General features: G+C 66.0%; 19 protein-coding genes. 11 read left to right on the plus strand and 8 right to left on the minus strand.

Annotated features, from left to right (window positions below):
* Nucleotides 1–171: 171 nt before the first annotated feature.
* On the plus strand, nt 172–1005 hold the full coding sequence (locus ACJ70B_RS05775) for a M48 family metallopeptidase (RefSeq protein ID WP_408959463.1): 834 nt from the start codon (nt 172–174) through the stop codon (nt 1003–1005).
* A gap of 64 nt (nt 1006–1069) precedes the next feature.
* Entirely contained in the window at nt 1070–1567 is a 498-nt protein-coding gene (locus ACJ70B_RS05780) for an NYN domain-containing protein (RefSeq protein WP_408959464.1), read from the plus strand.
* A 62-nt stretch (nt 1568–1629) separates the two neighbouring features.
* Here the strand turns inward: ACJ70B_RS05780 and ACJ70B_RS05785 are convergent, their stop codons facing one another.
* Nucleotides 1630–1806 carry a hypothetical protein gene (locus ACJ70B_RS05785; RefSeq protein WP_408959465.1) on the minus strand — a complete coding sequence of 59 codons (177 nt, stop codon included), beginning with the start codon at nt 1804–1806 and terminating at the stop codon, nt 1630–1632.
* A gap of 183 nt (nt 1807–1989) precedes the next feature.
* Here ACJ70B_RS05785 and ACJ70B_RS05790 point away from each other — a divergent pair, with 183 nt between their 5' ends.
* From ACJ70B_RS05790 to ACJ70B_RS05800, 3 genes are all read left to right on the plus strand, one after another.
* On the plus strand, nt 1990–2478 hold the full coding sequence (locus tag ACJ70B_RS05790; RefSeq protein WP_408959466.1) for a PUA domain-containing protein: 489 nt from the start codon (nt 1990–1992) through the stop codon (nt 2476–2478).
* Between the two features lie 348 nt (nt 2479–2826).
* Nucleotides 2827–3216: a nascent polypeptide-associated complex protein gene (locus ACJ70B_RS05795; protein ID WP_408959467.1), complete on the plus strand. Its 390-nt coding sequence runs from the start codon at nt 2827–2829 to the stop codon at nt 3214–3216.
* The gene (locus ACJ70B_RS05800) at nt 3213–3992 is read left to right on the plus strand and encodes a methyltransferase domain-containing protein (RefSeq protein WP_408959468.1); all 780 of its coding nucleotides are present in this window, start codon (nt 3213–3215) and stop codon (nt 3990–3992) included. The genes ACJ70B_RS05795 and ACJ70B_RS05800 overlap by 4 nt, the downstream gene beginning before the upstream one ends.
* Before the next feature lie 558 nt (nt 3993–4550).
* Here the strand turns inward: ACJ70B_RS05800 and ACJ70B_RS05805 are convergent.
* Complete coding sequence (locus tag ACJ70B_RS05805; protein ID WP_408959469.1) at nt 4551–4859, minus strand: transcription factor S; 309 nt, start codon at nt 4857–4859, stop codon at nt 4551–4553.
* 72 nt (nt 4860–4931) lie between these two features.
* Nucleotides 4932–5186 (minus strand): hypothetical protein, encoded by a 255-nt coding sequence (locus ACJ70B_RS05810; protein ID WP_408959470.1) that lies wholly within the window; start codon nt 5184–5186, stop codon nt 4932–4934.
* Between the two features lie 116 nt (nt 5187–5302).
* Between ACJ70B_RS05810 and ACJ70B_RS05815 the strand changes: the two genes are divergently transcribed.
* Both ACJ70B_RS05815 and ACJ70B_RS05820 read left to right on the plus strand, forming a co-directional pair.
* Complete coding sequence (locus ACJ70B_RS05815; protein WP_408959471.1) at nt 5303–6592, plus strand: MFS transporter; 1290 nt, start codon at nt 5303–5305, stop codon at nt 6590–6592.
* 205 nt (nt 6593–6797) lie between these two features.
* Entirely contained in the window at nt 6798–7298 is a 501-nt protein-coding gene (locus ACJ70B_RS05820) for a DUF5797 family protein (protein WP_408959472.1), read from the plus strand.
* A 28-nt stretch (nt 7299–7326) separates the two neighbouring features.
* Here the strand turns inward: ACJ70B_RS05820 and ACJ70B_RS05825 are convergent, their stop codons facing one another.
* The gene (locus ACJ70B_RS05825; RefSeq protein WP_408959473.1) at nt 7327–8379 is read right to left on the minus strand and encodes a DUF5787 family protein; all 1053 of its coding nucleotides are present in this window, start codon (nt 8377–8379) and stop codon (nt 7327–7329) included.
* A 57-nt stretch (nt 8380–8436) separates the two neighbouring features.
* On the minus strand, nt 8437–8874 hold the full coding sequence (locus ACJ70B_RS05830; protein WP_408959474.1) for a bis(5'-nucleosyl)-tetraphosphatase: 438 nt from the start codon (nt 8872–8874) through the stop codon (nt 8437–8439).
* Between the two features lie 186 nt (nt 8875–9060).
* Here ACJ70B_RS05830 and ACJ70B_RS05835 point away from each other — a divergent pair, with 186 nt between their 5' ends.
* Nucleotides 9061–9396 (plus strand): 30S ribosomal protein S10, encoded by a 336-nt coding sequence (locus ACJ70B_RS05835; protein WP_408960079.1) that lies wholly within the window; start codon nt 9061–9063, stop codon nt 9394–9396.
* A 68-nt stretch (nt 9397–9464) separates the two neighbouring features.
* The gene (locus ACJ70B_RS05840) at nt 9465–10745 is read left to right on the plus strand and encodes an amidohydrolase (protein WP_408959475.1); all 1281 of its coding nucleotides are present in this window, start codon (nt 9465–9467) and stop codon (nt 10743–10745) included.
* A 345-nt stretch (nt 10746–11090) separates the two neighbouring features.
* On the opposite strand, the gene ACJ70B_RS05845 is transcribed toward ACJ70B_RS05840, so the two are convergent.
* Nucleotides 11091–12494 (minus strand): geranylgeranyl reductase family protein, encoded by a 1404-nt coding sequence (locus tag ACJ70B_RS05845; protein ID WP_408959476.1) that lies wholly within the window; start codon nt 12492–12494, stop codon nt 11091–11093.
* Nucleotides 12495–12649: 155 nt separating this feature from the next.
* Between ACJ70B_RS05845 and ACJ70B_RS05850 the strand changes: the two genes are divergently transcribed.
* Nucleotides 12650–12982, plus strand: coding sequence for a 2Fe-2S iron-sulfur cluster-binding protein (locus ACJ70B_RS05850; RefSeq protein ID WP_408959477.1), 333 nt, complete (start codon nt 12650–12652; stop codon nt 12980–12982).
* Between the two features lie 51 nt (nt 12983–13033).
* Here ACJ70B_RS05850 and ACJ70B_RS05855 read toward each other — a convergent pair whose 3' ends face one another.
* Nucleotides 13034–14275, minus strand: a complete 1242-nt coding sequence (locus ACJ70B_RS05855) for an MBL fold metallo-hydrolase (protein ID WP_408959478.1) — start codon at nt 14273–14275, stop codon at nt 13034–13036.
* Nucleotides 14276–14377: 102 nt separating this feature from the next.
* On the opposite strand from ACJ70B_RS05855, the gene ACJ70B_RS05860 reads away from it, so the two are divergent.
* Nucleotides 14378–15013 carry a rubrerythrin family protein gene (locus ACJ70B_RS05860; protein ID WP_408959479.1) on the plus strand — a complete coding sequence of 212 codons (636 nt, stop codon included), beginning with the start codon at nt 14378–14380 and terminating at the stop codon, nt 15011–15013.
* Between the two features lie 76 nt (nt 15014–15089).
* Here ACJ70B_RS05860 and ftsZ read toward each other — a convergent pair whose 3' ends face one another.
* The gene (gene ftsZ / locus ACJ70B_RS05865; protein WP_408959480.1) at nt 15090–16256 is read right to left on the minus strand and encodes a cell division protein FtsZ; all 1167 of its coding nucleotides are present in this window, start codon (nt 16254–16256) and stop codon (nt 15090–15092) included.
* Nucleotides 16257–16318: the final 62 nt, after the last annotated feature.

Consider the following 16318-nt stretch of genomic DNA (forward strand, 5'->3'; position numbering starts at 1 on the left):
ATATACGGAAAACTCGAGCGAACTGCCTTATCGGTTGTGGCTTCGGTCGAACGAGCGCCCCGTTCGTCGGAGATCGGTCGAGGGGACCCGCCACCGGCACCACGAACTAGTCGCCTGGGCGAACAGTTCGTTGCCGCGAAGTTTATCCGTCCGCGCGACTGATCACCGCGCATGAACGATCTAGGTCTCCAGCTACGGATGGCGGTCGTCGGTACTGTGCTGTTCGGCCTCTATCTGGCCACGGCGCTGTTCGTCTCCGCCGCGTTCGGAATATCGCTCGTGCCGGTGCTTATCCTGAGTATCGTCCTCCTGCCAGCCGGCCAGTACAAACTCGGCAAGTGGCTCGCGATCCGGAGCTCAGGGGCAGAGGAGATGCCCGAAGACGCCCGGTTCCAGCACGTCCATCGAATGACCGAGTCCCTCTGTGACGATATGGACATGGACAAGCCGCGGCTGATGGTCGCCAAAATGGGCGTTCCAAACGCCTTCGCGACCGGCCGCAAGGGTGCCGGGGTCGTCGTCGTCTCGAGCGAGCTCCTCTCCCTACTCGAGGACGACGAACTCGAGGGCGTCATCGCCCACGAGCTCGCCCACCTGAAGAACCGCGATACGATCACGATGGTTCTCGGCCAGTCGATCGGGACGGTCGTCAGCTACGCCGTCTTCATCGTCGTCCAGTTGCTGGGCGACGACAATCCGGGTGGCTTCATCGTCGCTTACGTCGCCTCGATGCTGGCGAACTTCCTCGTCATGCTCTTTGTCATGGCCATCTCGCGGTATCGCGAGTACGTCGCCGACGACGACGCCCGGCAGTACATCGGCAGCGGTGATCCCCTCGCCCGCGCCCTCGAGAAGATCTCTGCCGGTGCCGAGGGTCGTGAGTCCGCCGTCGACGACAGCGGCGTCAACGCGCTCTGTATCTTCAACGCCGATCGAAGCCTCCTTCAGCAGATCCTCTCGACGCACCCGCCGACGGAAAAGCGGATCGAACGGCTTCGAAACTAACGCCTCGCTCGAGCGTGACGGTCGACCGACGCGATTTTTTACGTTCGCCGGGATACGCTCGTACGTGACGGAAATCCATTCCGGTCAGCGCGTCGCCGTCCTCGTCGACGCCCAGAACCTCTACCATACCGCACAGAGCCTTTACAGCCGCAATATCGACTACTCGGCCCTGCTCGACAAGGCCGTCCAAGACCGCCAGCTGACGCGCGCCATCGCGTACGTCATCCGTGCGGACTCGCCCGAAGAGGAGAGTTTCTTCGAGGCGCTGATCGACATCGGCTTCGAACCGAAGATCAAGGATATCAAGACGTTCGCCGATGGGACCAAAAAGGCCGACTGGGACGTCGGCATGAGCTTAGACGCGGTGACGCTGGCGAACCACGTCGACACGGTCGTTCTCTGCACGGGTGACGGCGACTTCTCGCGGCTTTGTTCGCATCTGCGCCACGAGGGAGTCCGCGTCGAGGTGATGTCCTTCGAGTCCTCGACGGCCGAGGAACTGATCGCCGAAGCCGATTCGTTCCTCGATCTCGGCGAACGCCACGAGACGTTCCTACTTTGAGCCCCGCGTTCGCGCCGCGCTGACCGAAGCGGGCCCGCGATGTATCCGGAGCCGACGACGGGCTAATTCGGCTGCCTGTTCTGCCAGAGGCCGAGCAACAGCGCATAGCCCGTGACGAGGAGTGTCGCCCCGGACAAAAGATAGACGAACGGCCCCGTGACGATCGTGGCCGGGCCGGCGAGCGTCAGAGTGCCGAGTACGAAGAGGCCACCCCCGAGACCGATCTGTGTGACATCCATCGCTGGCGGTAGTTTCAAATCTATTGTCTTAACAGTCACCATCTCGGTACGATTCTCGTTCCGGCGACCGTCCGTTCGCGGCCGGTCGAGTACGTCGTCTCCGCCGTTCACATGTAAATTTTTACCATAGCCACCTGCGGACAGGTCGAAGGGCTTTCGACCCGCCGCGTCGAACGGCGACCGATGAGCGACTCGACGGACGGCAGCGCGGGACTGTCCGAACTCCGGACCATCGCGGACTACCAGTTCGGCGCGAGGGCCGGCGCGGCCCTGTTCCCCCCGGCAGAATCGCTGACGATCAAACGCACCACTTCCGGCCGCCCCCAGCAGGTCCACGCCGACGCGGGCCGGCTCGTTTCCTTCGGCACCGACGGCCGATTCACCCTCGGCCTCGAGGGCGGTCGCCGACTCGATGCCGCACTCGAGGCCCCCGCCTATCGCGTCGTCGTCGACGACGAAAGCGAGCCGTTCGTCCGCGACGAGAAGAACGTCTTCGCAAAGTTCGTTCTCGAGGCCGGCGACGACATTCGGCCGGGTGACGAGGTGCTGGTGGTCCACGAGCGCGGCGAGTTGCTTGCGGTCGGAACGGCCCAGCTCGCAGCCGACGCGATCCGGGACTTCGAGACCGGAATGGCGGTGAGCGTGCGCGAAGGCGCGCCCGCAGAGAACTAACTAGACAAACGCGGTTGGCCGGGAGCGGGCTCCTCGCGATGCTCGGAGCCAGCGACCCTACGGAAGAGCGAGCCCTTCCGAGCATCGCAGAAGCAAGCTTCCGCTCAGCGGGGAAGGGCAGGCAGTTCACCGACGCTCACCGCGAGCGAGTGAAACGAGCGAGCGGGCCGACGATCGACCCGGAAAGCGCGGCGCGACGCGCCGCGGCGAGGCGAGCGGTAACGCCGCGAGCCAGGGGAGGGAGGAGTGCTTTTCAGCAACGTTTTACCGAGGGCGTGGCTCCGCCGCGCCCGCAGCGTAAAAGTTTGAACCGCAGAGTAAAAGGTCGCCCGCGGCGACGTAGCGAGTATGTTCGGAGGAGGCGGCGGCGGACTCAATCCGCGCAAGATGGAACAGATGATGGAACAGATGGGTATCGACGTCGAGGACATCGACGCCGAGGAGGTCATCATCCGCACCGAGGAGTACGACCTCGTCTTCGACGACGCCGAAGTGACCAAGATGGACGCCCGCGGCCAGGAGACCTACCAGGTCATCGGCTCACCCGAAGAGGTCGAGGCCGGGTCGGCCGGCGGTGCCACCGGCAGCGACGACGCCGGCAGCGAAGCCGAAGCGTCGATCCCCGACGACGACGTCGAAATCGTCGCCATGCGCGCCGACGTCAGCGAGGACGAGGCCCGCACGGCACTCGAGGAGAACGACGGCGACCTCGCCGCGGCGGTCGAATCCCTCGAGTGAGCGACACCGATAGCGCAGACGGCGGAGACGCGTCGACCGACGACCGCGTCCCGGTCTTGCTCGTCCGTGGCGACCGCGAGTACCTCGTCGCACCCGGCGGCGAACAGGGGACCGACCTCGGCGTGCTCGAGGTGCCCGAGGACGTGCAGTCGGGTGACACCATAGAGACGCATCTGGGCGACGAGTTCCAGGTACGTGGGCTCCGGGGGCCGGACCTCTTTCACCACTTCGAGCGGACGGGCGCACCGATGGTCCCCCGCGATATCGGCCTCGTCATCGGCGAGACGGGGATCGCCCGCGGCGATCGCGTCCTCGACGCCGGCACCGGAACTGGTGTGCTCGCGGCCCTGCTGGCTCGGGCCGGGGCCGAGGTCGTGACCTACGAGCAAGATCCCGAATTCGCGGACGTCGCCCGCGAGAACATGGCGCTGGGCGGCGTCGCCGACGCCGTCGACGTTCGAACTGGCGACGTGACCGACGAGATCGACGACCTCGAGCCGTCGTCGTTCGACGTGCTCACGCTCGATACGGCCGACGCGCCCGCGATGGTCGAACACGGGCCCGACCTGCTCGTCGACGGCGGCTTCGTCGCGGTCTACAGCCCCTTCATCGAGTCGACGCGCGAAGTCGCGACAACGGCCCGCGAGGTCGGACTAGCGAACGTCACCACGCGGGAGACGATCCAACGTGAGATGCAGTTCGACGACCGGGGCTCGAGACCGTCGACCGCACCCGTGGGTCACACGGGGTATCTGACGATCGCGCGCAACGAATAGTATACCACGTACTTACGCGTCGTTCGCTTCGCGGATCCGCGCCACCGATTTCGGTATTATTTCGTGAAACAGTACCGAGACGGCAAAGGCGAGGATCACTATTTGATACCACGAAAGGCCGAAGGTCGAGTTGCTATACACGAGGATCAGTGCGATAATCAGTGCTCCAATTAGTGATCGTATCTCATCCCAGACTGAGTTTCTATTCTCTGGCATTCCCGTCTTTTATTTCTTGGATGAAATTTCATATAAATAACCACCAGTCGATAGTAGATCGACAGAGTGAGCGGTGGCCGAGAGCGGGCTCCGAGCATCGCGAGGAGTCCGCGATCCGGGGGAGGGCAGGCCGTCACCCCGCCACCGACCGCGAGCGACCGAATGCGCGGCGCTACGCGCCGCGGTAAGACGAGCGGCCGACGGCCGCGAGTCAGGGAGCGAGCGGGCCGACGACCGACCCGCAGGGGGGGGGGAGGAGTGCTTTTGATCAACCTTTTACCGAGGGACATCGCGAGCGAGGCACGGAGCGCCTCGCTCGCGATGTCCCTCGGTAAAAGGTTGTTAGTTGTCGTCCTCGCGCCACTTGTGCTCGCACTCGGTGCAGATGAAAAAGCGCGTCTCGGACTCGTCGGCCGAGCGGATCTGTTGCATGTACCAGTGAGCGCGGTCGTTGCCACACTCGGGACAGATGGCGTCGGTCTCGGGCAGCGAGGTTTCGCCGGAGGACTCGATGATCTCGCTGGCCTCCTGGGCGTCGGTGACGGTGTACTGGGACGCGTCGCCTTTCGGCTTCGTAAAGCCGCAGCTACCGCATTCCCAGATGCCGTCGTCGGCTTTCATCATCGAACCGCATTCGTCGCAGAATTCCATCGTTGTCCGGGCTACGGAGGTCGAGCGACTTAAGGGACCCGTTTGGGACCCCCGATCGGCCGTCGGTGGGCGTTAGCCTTCGCCCTCGGACTGGTAGGGCTCGCCGACGGCCTCGCGCGGGAGGACGTTGTGGAGGTCCGACTCGAGGTCGTCGGCCGACTCGAAGCGGACGCTGTCGCTTTGTTCGACGAGCTCGCCCAGGTTTCGCTCTCCATCGGCAAGCAAAAGGGTGACGTCCTCGAGTTCGGTCGCGGCCTGATCGGTCGCAATTGGATACTCGAGGTCGGCGAGGACGGACTCGATGCGGCTGAGTTTGACTTCGGACATGAGTCGGAAGACGCTGGCCGGGTGCTTGTAGTTCTCCCGCGATGGCCGGGACGGTCAGTGAATCCGATATTTCGGTTCGAAACTATAATCGGGCGCGGTCGCCTACGACAGAGGCGATGCGGAGCCTCGTTGATCGGCTCGTTGCACCGTTTGCCGTCGACCGACGGGTACTCGCGCTGGCGGGTGCCCGGATGGCCGACGGGATCGGCAACTCGTTTCTGATCATCGTCATCCCGCTGTACGTGACCAGCGGCGTCGTCGAGGGAACGGCGTTCGGGCTCGGCGAATCGCTGCTCATCGGGCTTATCCTCTCGCTCTTTGGCTTTCTCAACAGCAGCTTTCAGCCGCTCACCGGCCGGCTGTCAGATCGGCTGGGGCGGCGCAAGCCGTTCATTCTGGTCGGGCTCGCAGGGCTCGCGCTGACCAACGCCGCCTACGTCATCGCGGAGACGTACGTCTCGCTGCTTCTCATCCGCGGGCTACAGGGGGTCAGCGTGGCCTTTATTATCCCGTCGTCGGTCGCGCTGGTAAACGAACTCGCGACGTCGGGCGACCGCGGCGGGAACATGGGCGTCTACAACACGTTCCGGCTGATCGGCTTTGGAGCCGGACCGGCCGTCGCCGGCGCGGTCGTCAGCCGCGGTCCCTACGCGCTCCCCGGCGGGATGACGGTTGACGGTTTCGACGCCGCGTTCTACATCGCCACGCTCGCGGCCACGACGAGCTACGTCATGGTGACGATCCTCGTCTCCGATCCCAAGTCGACGGCCGCGAACGCCGGCGCGGATCTCTCGATCCCGATCCTCGATCGGTCGGGCACCACCTTGCTCGACCCGATCTTCACGCTCGGTCTCGCGTCGTTTTTCATGGCCACGTCGATCGCGCTGTTCGCGACCATCCAGCCCGAGGTCAACGCCCGCCTCGAGCAGGGCGCGACCTGGTTCGGCCTCCAGTTTGCGGCGTTTATCATCGCGCAGGTGGCCCTCCAGACGCCGATCGGGCGGGCCTGCGACCGGTACGGTCGCCGACCATTCATCGTCACCGGAATGGTGTTGCTGATCCCGACGACGCTCGCGCAGGGCGTTATCCTCTCATCGCCGCTGATGTTCGTAGCGCGGCTGTCCCAAGGCGTTGCGGCCGCGATGGTGTTCGCGCCGTCGCTGGCGCTTGCGGGCGACCTCGCCGGCGAGGGCGAGTCCGGCTCGAAGCTGTCAGTGCTCACGATGGCCTTCGGCTACGGGATCGCGGCCGGCCCGCTCTCCTCGGGCGTGCTGATCAGGTTCGGTTTCGAGGTCCCGTTCATCTTCGGCAGTGCACTCGCCGTCCTCGGAGCAATTCTCGTGTACACGCAGGTCGAGGAGACGCTCGAGACGACGGCCTCGATACCGGTCGTCGGGAGCGATTGAAGGCACACCCCGCGACGGTATTCGTCGCGCGATCGGGGCCGGCAGGATCGCTTCGACCTCGTCCGTTCGCCGGGATCGGACGTGACACCGCTGTGGGTAAGCCACGTCCGACCCTTCTCCGCGAACCGTCCGCCGGTCCGGAAACGCCGCACGAGCGCACGGCGGGACGCAACGCAAAAGTACCGGATGCGCATACGGTTCGACGATGACGCTCTCGGAGGAGGCCCAGGACCGGTTGGCGGACGTCGTGGAGCTACAGCCGACGAAAAACTCCGAACTCCAGGAACGCTGGGGGATGGACAGCGGCAGCGAGGTCCACCAGTACCTCGAGAACGAGCTCGGCGACTACTACTTCCGCGACGACAATAGCCTGATCCGGGCGACCGCCGAGGCGGCCGATCTGGTCGACGTCGAGCCGGGGGTCGAAAGCGACCCCGACGACGGAATCCCCTCGAAAATCCGCGTCCCCGAACTGCAGGCACAGATCGTCGCGATACTGGCCGGCCCCGACGAGGAGTCCGAGAGCGTCGTCTCGGTGCTGCATAAGCTCCGGGACGAGTACGACATCGATCCCGCGGCCGAGGACGTCCGCTCGGGGCTCCAGAGCCTGCGTCGCAAGGGCGTCGTCGAGGTCGAGTACCGCACCGTCCCAACGTTCCGGCTGGCCGTCGAGCGCGACGACCTCGAGGTCGGCGTCGCCGACTGACGGCTCACGTTCGAGCCGTCGAATCGGGCTACAGTCCCGGCCGCCGTCGCCGCCGACGTTCCTCGAGCACCCGCTTAAGCCGTTTTCCCGGTCCGCCCTCGATCGGCCAGTCGCGGGTGCGCCAAGACGGCGGCTCGGGTTCGAAATCAGCACAGGAGCCGGCGCACTCGGCAGCGGTCTGACACCGACCCTTGGCGGCGCAGTACGGTAGCGCCTGTGAACCGTCTCGAGCGCGCAACTCGAAGTGCCGGCAGTCGGGGCGCATCGTGTCGGCGAACGAGCGCCAGCCGCGCTCGTAGGCGCGTTCGGCGATCGCGAGCCGTTTGTCGGCCTTCGTTTCCGGGTCGACGTACTCGAACCGAGCCGCGGAGCCGTCTCGCTTCCCGCCGTCGGGTCGCTCGAGGATGCTAGTTCCCGGGTCGTCGACCGGGAGCGTTCGCGGGTGCCAGGCCACGTCGGCAGCCAGCGTCTCGGGCTCGAGCGCGAGGATCCCCGCCTCGACGGGCAGGTCTTCGAAGAGCACCGGTTCGACGCGGTCGTCGGTTGTTCGGGTCGCGACCCAGACCTCGTCGGCCAGCCCCATCGCGACGTCGTACTCGAGTTGCGAGGAGAGCGCGCGAGCGGCGCTCGCGTCGAGGTCCGGCTTGTTCTCGATCGCGACGATCCGCTTGAGCCAGTCGGGGTAGGCCCACTTCCGGCGAATTTCGATGCGAGTGCCATCCTTTCGGGTCTCGACGATGCCGCGGTCGTCGGCGCGGTGGATCGATTCGCGGACGTACCGCCAGGGGTAGCCGGGATGAGGAAGGGCATCGCGATAGTACGTCCACTCTGCAGGCGCGTTGCGGACGACGTGTAGCAGATCGCCGTCGAGTCGGTCGGGGCCGAAGTTCGCCCGCCGGCGGAGGGCTTCGGGGTCGCACTCGAGGACGATGGTGTCCCAGCGGCGGCGCTTCGTCCCCAGTTGGCGGGCAACGACGGACGTATAGCGGTCGCTCTCGAGGTCGGTGCCCGGTGGCCACTCGCGTTCGGCCCACCGACAGACCCGGAGCTCGAACCCGAACTCCGTGGCGGATGGGGTCACAGCGGCCGTTGGTGCCGGGCGTGCAAAAGCACTTCTCGATCGGTCTCGCTCGCGATCTTAGGCTTCGTCTTCCTCCGTGCGTTCGTCGAGGAACTCGTCGGCTTCCTCCAAGATTTCCCGCGGGCCGTCCTGCGTGACGGTGTTGACCGCCTGTTCGTAGTCACGCCACTGGAGGTCTCTGTGTTCGTTCGAGAGTTCCGCGCTGGCCTCGAACGATTTCGCGATAAAGAGGTGAACGGTCTTGTGGATCGTCTTGCCGTTTGCCTCGAAGACGTAGTCGTAGTCCTCGCGAAAGCCGTCGAGTAATCTGAACTGTTCGATACCTGCCTCTTCCGTTACTTCGCGGATCGCCGTCTGCTGTAGCTCTTCATCTCCTTCGACACCGCCCTTGGGAAACTCCCAGTCGCCCGGGCGGCTCTTGAGTAGAAGATACTCGCGCCGGCCCCGCGTATCGCGGAAGAGGATCGCGCCTGCGCTCGTAGCTTCGACTGCCATTAACTGGGATAACGGATGCGACGTTAAGAGAATATCGGACTGTTCGTCCAGCGTACACTGCTTCCGGATCCGATTGTCACGCTGACGCGGGTCGATCGACTGCACTTGTTTATCGCCAGCGGCACACGTCGGCGCGTCTCAGCAGGTTTTTACGCACCCACCGTGGACGTATTCGACAGCACCACCATGACCTTCGTCACCCGTCTCACCCTCCAGAGTGGCGATCGCGCCGCGCTCGATGGCATCGTCGAGGACATCAAGACCACCGCCGAGCGAAAGGGGGCCGCGCTGAAGGGGCCTCACTCTCATCCGCCCGAGAAGTTCTCGGTTCCACAGCGTTGTCGACTCCACGCCGACGACGAGCGTCGCTTTTCCTCGTGGGAGTACACCGTCTTCACCCGCGAACTCGAGATCCACGGCCACGACGAACTCGCCCGTGATATTGCCTCGCAAGACTTCCCCGACTCGATCCACATCGAGGCCGAGGTCGAGCAGATCCACGGCGCAGGCCGCGGGAACTGACGCGCCTGCCCCGTCGCGGCGTGCGAGGGTCAGTAGCCCTTTTTACCGTTCGCGACCACATCGGAGCTATGACAGCTGACGACCTCGTGTCGCTGCGCCGTGACTTCCACCGAATCCCCGAACCGGCCTGGCGCGAATTCTACACCACCGCACGGATCGTCAACGAACTCAAGTCCCGACTCGGCGACGAGCTCGCCGCCCTCCACGTCGGGCCCGACGCCATCGCGGCCGACCGCCGGATGGCGGTCCCCGACGACGCCGAACTCGCCCGCTGGTACGAACGGGCACGGACTGCAGGCGTCGACGAAGAGATCCTCGAGTCACTCGAGGGAGGCTATACGGGCGCAGTCGCCGTCCTCGAGCGCGGCGAAGGGCCGACCGTCGGCCTCCGGGTCGACATCGACGGCCTCCCGCGGAGGGAATCCGACGATCCGGTCCACAAACCCGCGGCCGAGGGCTTTCGCTCCCAACGCGAGGGCGCGATGCACGCCTGCGGCCACGATGCCCATGCGACGATCGGGATCGGCGTTCTCGAGCGACTCGCGGAGAGCGACTTCTCGGGGACGCTGAAGGTCTTCTTCCAGCCCGCCGAGGAGGTTGTCGGCGGCGGGAAGTCGATGGCCGAAAGCGAACACATCGAGGACGTCGACGCCTTGCTCGCGGTTCACATCGGCCTCGACCACCCGACCGGCGAGATCGTGGCGGGGATCGACGGCTTTCTGGCGGTGTCACACCTCGAGGCGGAGTTCACCGGCGAGTCGGCCCACGCGGGCGGCCACCCCGAACAGGGGCGCAATGCCGTCCAGGCGATGGCGACGGCGGTACAGAACCTCTATGGCATTCCCCGGCACAACGACGGGAAGACGCGGGTCAACGCGGGCGTCGTCGAGGGCGGCAGCGCCGCCAACGTCATCCCCGACGAAGCCCGGATCGTCGCCGAGGTCCGCGGCGAGACGACCGCGCTCATGGATTCGATGAAGATGCGAGCGCGCCAGATCCTCCGGAGCGCTGCAGAGATGCACGACTGCGAGGTCTCGATCGAAACCGGCGCGGAGGCCCCGAGCGCGACCAGTGACGACGAACTCGTCTCGATCGTCGCCGACATCGCGGCGGCGACGTCGGGCGTCGAGCGCGTCCTCGAGCGCGACGAACTCGGCGGCAGCGAGGATGCGACGTACCTCATGCGGAAGGTACAGGAAAACGGTGGGACCGCCTGCTACGTCGGCGTCGGCACCGACCACCCCGGTGGCCACCACACCGCGACGTTCGACGTTGACGAGGACAGCATCGGTCACGGAATCGACGTGCTCGCGGGCTCGATCGAGCAGATTAGCCGTCAACACACCTAATCGGCGCTTTTTCTACTACTCTCGAGCGGAAGTGGCCGGGAGCGGGCTCCGAGCATCGCAAGGAGCCCGCGACTCAGGGGAGGGCAGGCAGTTCACCGACACACACTGCGAGCGAACCCGAAGGGTGAGCGAGCGGGCCGACGACCGACCCGGAAAGCGCGGCGCGACGCGCCGCGGCGAGGCGAGCGGTAACGCCGCGAGCCAGGGGAGGGAGGAGTGCTTTTCAGCAACGGTTTGCCGAGTGCGGTCGCGAAGCGACCGTACGTGGTTCGAAAGGCGCGAAGCGCCTTTCGTCATCACGGAAGACGCGTAGCGTCTTCCGAACGACAGAGCAACCGTTTGGTTCTAGTACTTCGGGTCGGCTCCGGTCGTCTCGTAGACCTTCTCCATCAACCGATCGCGCCGATCCTGCCAGCCGGCCAGTCCCTCGGGGCTGGTCGGGTAGTTTTCGTAGTGCGAGAGCAGTTCGTCGGCCCGGCGCTTGGTCTGGTAGAGATTCCAGATGGTTCCCCAGTGGCCGCGGCTCTTGAGTAGCGCCTCGAGCTTGAGTTTGAGCCCGATGTTCGTGCTGCCCGAGTACAGCGCCTCGGCGAGCTTGTCGCCGGGCATTGCGGCGAGCAGGCCCATGAGGTCGTCAACGTCGACGGCCGTCGAGAGGATGTTGTAGACGTCGAGCGCGGCGTAGCGCGCGCCGAAGTGATCCATCACGCGCTCGTTGTATTTCCAGAAGGTGGCTTCGCCGTAGTCGCCGGTCTCGAGCGCTTCGATCGCCTGCTCGGCAGCGTACTTGCCGGCGTAGGCCGCGCCGGCGATGCCGCCGCCGGTGGTGGGGTTGACGTGTCCGGCGGCGTCACCGACGGCCATGTAACCCGGATGAACGGCGGAGTCGTACGGGCGGCGGGTGGGCAGGGCCGCGCCGAGTTTGTCCTCGACCTCCGCGCCGGCGAACTCGGGGCGATTCTGGAGGTCGTGCTTTAAGTCGTCGACCAGTTGCATGGGTTCTTCGGTCATCTGAAAGCCCAGCCCGGCGTTGATCTCCGTCTCGGTGCGCGGGAAATACCAGAGGTAGCCAGCGGCCCGCTCGGTCGGCTTGAAGACGAGCGCGTCCGACCACTCGACGGGTTCGTCGACGTGGACGATCTCGCGGTAGGCCGAGCAAAAGTGGCTGTAGTTGACGTTCGTATCGAACGTGGAGTCGGAGAAGTCGACGTTATCCTGCAGGATAGAAAGCGAGCCCGCGGCGTCGATGACGATGTCGGACTCGTACTCGATCGGGTCGCCCGTTCGAATCGCCTCGACGCCCGTGACGCGGCCGTCATCGGCCTGCACGACGTTCTTGACGACGGTATCGTAGTGGAAGTCGACGCCGGTGTCGCCCGCGCCCTCGATGATGCGCCGACCGTACTCCCAGCGGTCGATGACGGCGAGTTCGCCCGGCACCGGGATTTCGAGGACCGTGTCCTCCTGCGGAATCTCGAAGCGGCCGTGGTCGACACCCGTGTTCGTAAAGGCGGGCTCGAGTTTCGATTTTGGGATCGCTTCGGGGAAGGCGTCGGCACCCTTCAACGCGTCCCCGCAGGCGATGTGACCCGCTTCGGCCTCGGATTTGCGCTCGAGAATGACGACGTCGTACCCCGCCTGCGCGACGGTCGCTGCGGCGTAGCACCCTGCGGTACCGGCCCCGACGACGACCGCGTCCGGCGACTGGGTCCGGGTCGTCGTGGTGGCCGACTGCTCCTGCGTACTCATATCAATACTGTGGACACCGCGGTAAGAAAACGTTTTATGGTCGATGCGCGATATTCGCCGCGCCGCCGGAGGCATTCGTCCGTATCAGGTGCCGATCGAACCGGACAGGTCGTGGCACATAAAACGTTTTAGGCAGGTCATCCGTACCGAGGTGTATGACGGAGTACACCATCGAGTTCGTCGGGACGGGTGAGACGATCACCTGCACCGACAAGGAGACGATTCTCAGCCGCTGCCTCGAGGAGGGCATCGCCCAGGAGTACTCCTGCCGGGTCGGGATGTGTCTGGCGTGTTCGGCAGAGATCCTCGAGGGAGAGGTCACCCAGCCCGCCGCTCGCGGGCTAACAGAGGAGGAAGCCGAGCGGTACGCGCTGACGTGTATGGCGCGCCCGCAGTCGGACCTGAAACTCGAGCGCGGGACGTACCCGTCGAGCATCGATGGCGATCTCGCGGGCGGCGCGAGCGACGGCGCGGTCGCCGACGACTGAGCACACCGGCGTCCGCATTTTCGAGTCCTCTTCGGTTCGTTCGCGTCGCCGTCAGTCCGCGACCGCACAGTTGTTCGGCCCGAGTTCAAGTTCGAACGCGGTCTCCTCGTCGACGTCCTCGCGGCCGAGGTTCACCGCCACGATCCGCTCGTCGTTGGCCGGCCGCGGCGGGAGGTCGCTCGTAGCGCGGTCGACGAACTCGTCTTTGCGCATCGAGAGCGCCGGAAGCCGGCCGCGAAGGTCGCCGAGTCGGACGGCGTAGGTCCCGTCGGCCCGCGGGTCGGCGGCGTCGCTGTAGTGGCCCGGTGCGATGGTCGTCTCGTCTGACTGCTCGAGGAGCTGCTTTTGCAGACTTTCGTACAACCGACGTGCGGCGGCCGGTGCCTCGTCACGTCCACCTTCGAGGTCCGGCCGGCCGACGCCCTCGAGGAACAGCGTATCGCCGGTGAACAGCACGTCTCCTAGTCGGTACGAGAGCGATTCGGTCGTATGTCCCGGCGTGGCCATCGCGGTCAATGTCGCCTCACCGACGCGGAGTTCGTCGCCGTCCGGCCGAGCGTGCGAGGCAGGGCTCGCGGAACCCCGTTCCGCGGTGTCTACGAGCGTCCGGGCGTCGAACGCGAGGCCGCGGTCGCGAGCGCCCTCGGGGACCACCGCTTCGGCGTCGGTTCGCGCAGCGAGGTCGCGGACGCCGCTGACGTGATCGGCGTGGACGTGCGTGTCGACCGCGTAGGAGAGTTCGGCACCGCGGTCGGCGGCAGCTGCGACGTATCGATTTGCGAACGCCCGCAGTGGATCGATCACCGCGGCCTCGTCGCCGCTGACAACTAGATAGGCGAGACAGCCGCTCGAGGGCCGGTCATACTGCAAAAGCGTCGCGGGCGCGTCCGTCTCGAGTTCGCGGGCGAGGTACAGGTCGGCCCAGGCGTCCATCCCGCCGGCGAGATTGTACGCCTCGACGCCCGTGTCCCGGAGGAGGCCGACGGCGTGGGCGCTCGCCTCGCCGTGGCCACAGACCGCGAGGATCGGGTCGTCGAGATCCGCCACGAGATCGTCGACACCGCCCGTCGCTTCGGCCTGGATGAACCGCACGTGCGGAACTTGGACGGCCTCGATGCCCTCGCCCTCGAGGTGCCAGCGCTCGAACTCGTCGCGGTCGCGGACGTCGAGGACGGTCAGGTCGTCGCCGGCCCGCAGCCGGTCGACAAGCGCCGCGGGCGCGATCGACGCTCCGTTGTCGCTCGCACCCCCGTTGTCGCTCGCGCGGTCGGCGTCGTCGCTCCGGTCGGTCATGGCGATGAGTACGCGCCCGATGCGGGTAAAGCCGCGCCCCGCCGTCCGGTCGCTGTCCGGAGCACCGCCAAGGTTCAACATGCCCGCCGGTGTCGAGCCGCTATGAACGCCGACGACGTCCGGCCCGCGGTCGAGGAATCGATGGCAACCGAACTCGAGCGCCTCGGCTCCTCGAAGCTCCTCGTGGCTCGAACGAATGCGGACCTGACCATCGATCGCGTACTACGGGCCGCCGCGGACGGCGAACGCGCCGCCGCGGACACCTTCGAGGCGTGGGCGGACGACGAGGACCGCGAGGACGCACGTGACGCGTTCGCCGCGTTTCGAGACCAGGAGCGCGACCACTACGAGCGAGTCGCGGCGCTGCTCGAGGGCGATTACGAGGCCGACGACGCGGACGGCGGAGCGATGCACGAGCGGCTTCGAGCGCTCGAGACGACGGCGGAGCGCCTCGGCGGCGTCGTCGGGCGGTCGCTGGTCGGCGACCGGACACACCTCCAGGTGGTGAACTTCTTCGTCAACGAAGGCGACGAGCGACGGGCCGACGCGTTTCGGGACCTGCGACGCGAGACGACGGCGCAGGGGGATCAAGCGCTTGCGGTGCTCGAGGACGGCTGTGACGACACCGAGGATTGGGAACGCGCTCGGTCGGCCGCGGAGGCCGTGATCGGCGTCGCCTACGACGACTACGCGGCGTCGCTGGACGAACTCGGCCTCGATCCGAAGCCGATCTGTTGAGCCGCGGCTCGCTGGGCGGTATCGAGAAGACGGAACCGGGCGGATTCGAAGTGGACTCGAACCGTCGACGAGACGATCAGTCGACGAAATCGATGTCGTCGCCCTGTGCGGGTGCTTCGGGCTGGACGGCCTCCTCGCCGTCGGGGCGGCCGTAGATCTGGGGTGACTGGACGCCGGTGACGACGATCATCGTCCGCATACTGCCCTCGAGGCTCTCGTCGATCGAGGTCCCCCAGATGATGCGGGCGTCGGGATCGATTCGGTCGTAGATCTCTTCGACGACGCCTTCGGCCTCCTCGATGGCCATGTCGTTGCCGCCGGTGACGTTGACGAGCGCGGAACTCGCGCCGGAAATGTCGACGTCGAGCAGCGGCGAGCGCAGTGCAGTCTTGACCGAGTCTTCGGCCTTCGCTTCGGAGTCGGCTTCGCCGAGGCCGATCATGGCGACGCCACCGCGTTCCATGACGGTGCGAACGTCGGCGAAGTCCAGATTGACGAGGCCGGGTTTCGTGATGAGTTCCGTGATGCCCTTGACCGACCGCATCAACACCTCGTCGCTGACCTTGAACGCCTGACGGACGGGCAGTTTGCCGACCGAATCGAGCAGGCGGTCGTTGGGAACGACGATGACGGTGTCCGAGACATCGCGCAGGCGCTCGAGGCCGGCCTCAGCGTTGGTCCGTCGGACCTCTCCCTCCGCGGTAAAGGGCGTCGTGACGATCGAAATCGTTAGTGCGCCGGCCTCGCGAGCGGCCTTGGCGACGACGGGGGCCGAACCGGTGCCGGTGCCGCCGCCGAGGCCGGCCGTGACGAAGACCATATCGGAGCCGTCGATGGCGTCGTAGATGTCCTGTTGGCTCTCGAGGGCGGCTTCCTCGCCGACCTGCGGGAGCGATCCTGCTCCGCGGCCGCCGGTCTTTTCCTCGCCCATGAGGATCTTGGTGTCGGCCTCGATCTCGACGAGGTGCTGGACGTCGGTGTTGGCGGCGACGAGTTTCGCGCCGTGGATTCCCTCCTCGTGCATGCGGTTGATCGTGTTGCCGCCGGCACCGCCACAGCCGACGACCGTGATGTCGGTCTGGAGGTCCTGAAGCACGTCCTCGAGTTCGTCGTCGGTCATCGTCCCCGTCTGTCGGCCGGCGTCGCCCTCGGGCGACTGCCCCGCTCCCGGAGCGCCGTCGGGAACCCCGGCGGGGTCCCCGTTCTCGGCCTCGTCGATCGCGTCGTCGATGATAGAGTCCATTCTTGGCCCTGTCTAAAAGATGGAGCATAATTACCTTTCCCCTACACGTCAGCCGTCTGTCC

It is taken from the genome of Natrinema sp. 74 (assembly GCF_046097095.1).
Classification (GTDB): domain Archaea; phylum Halobacteriota; class Halobacteria; order Halobacteriales; family Natrialbaceae; genus Natrinema.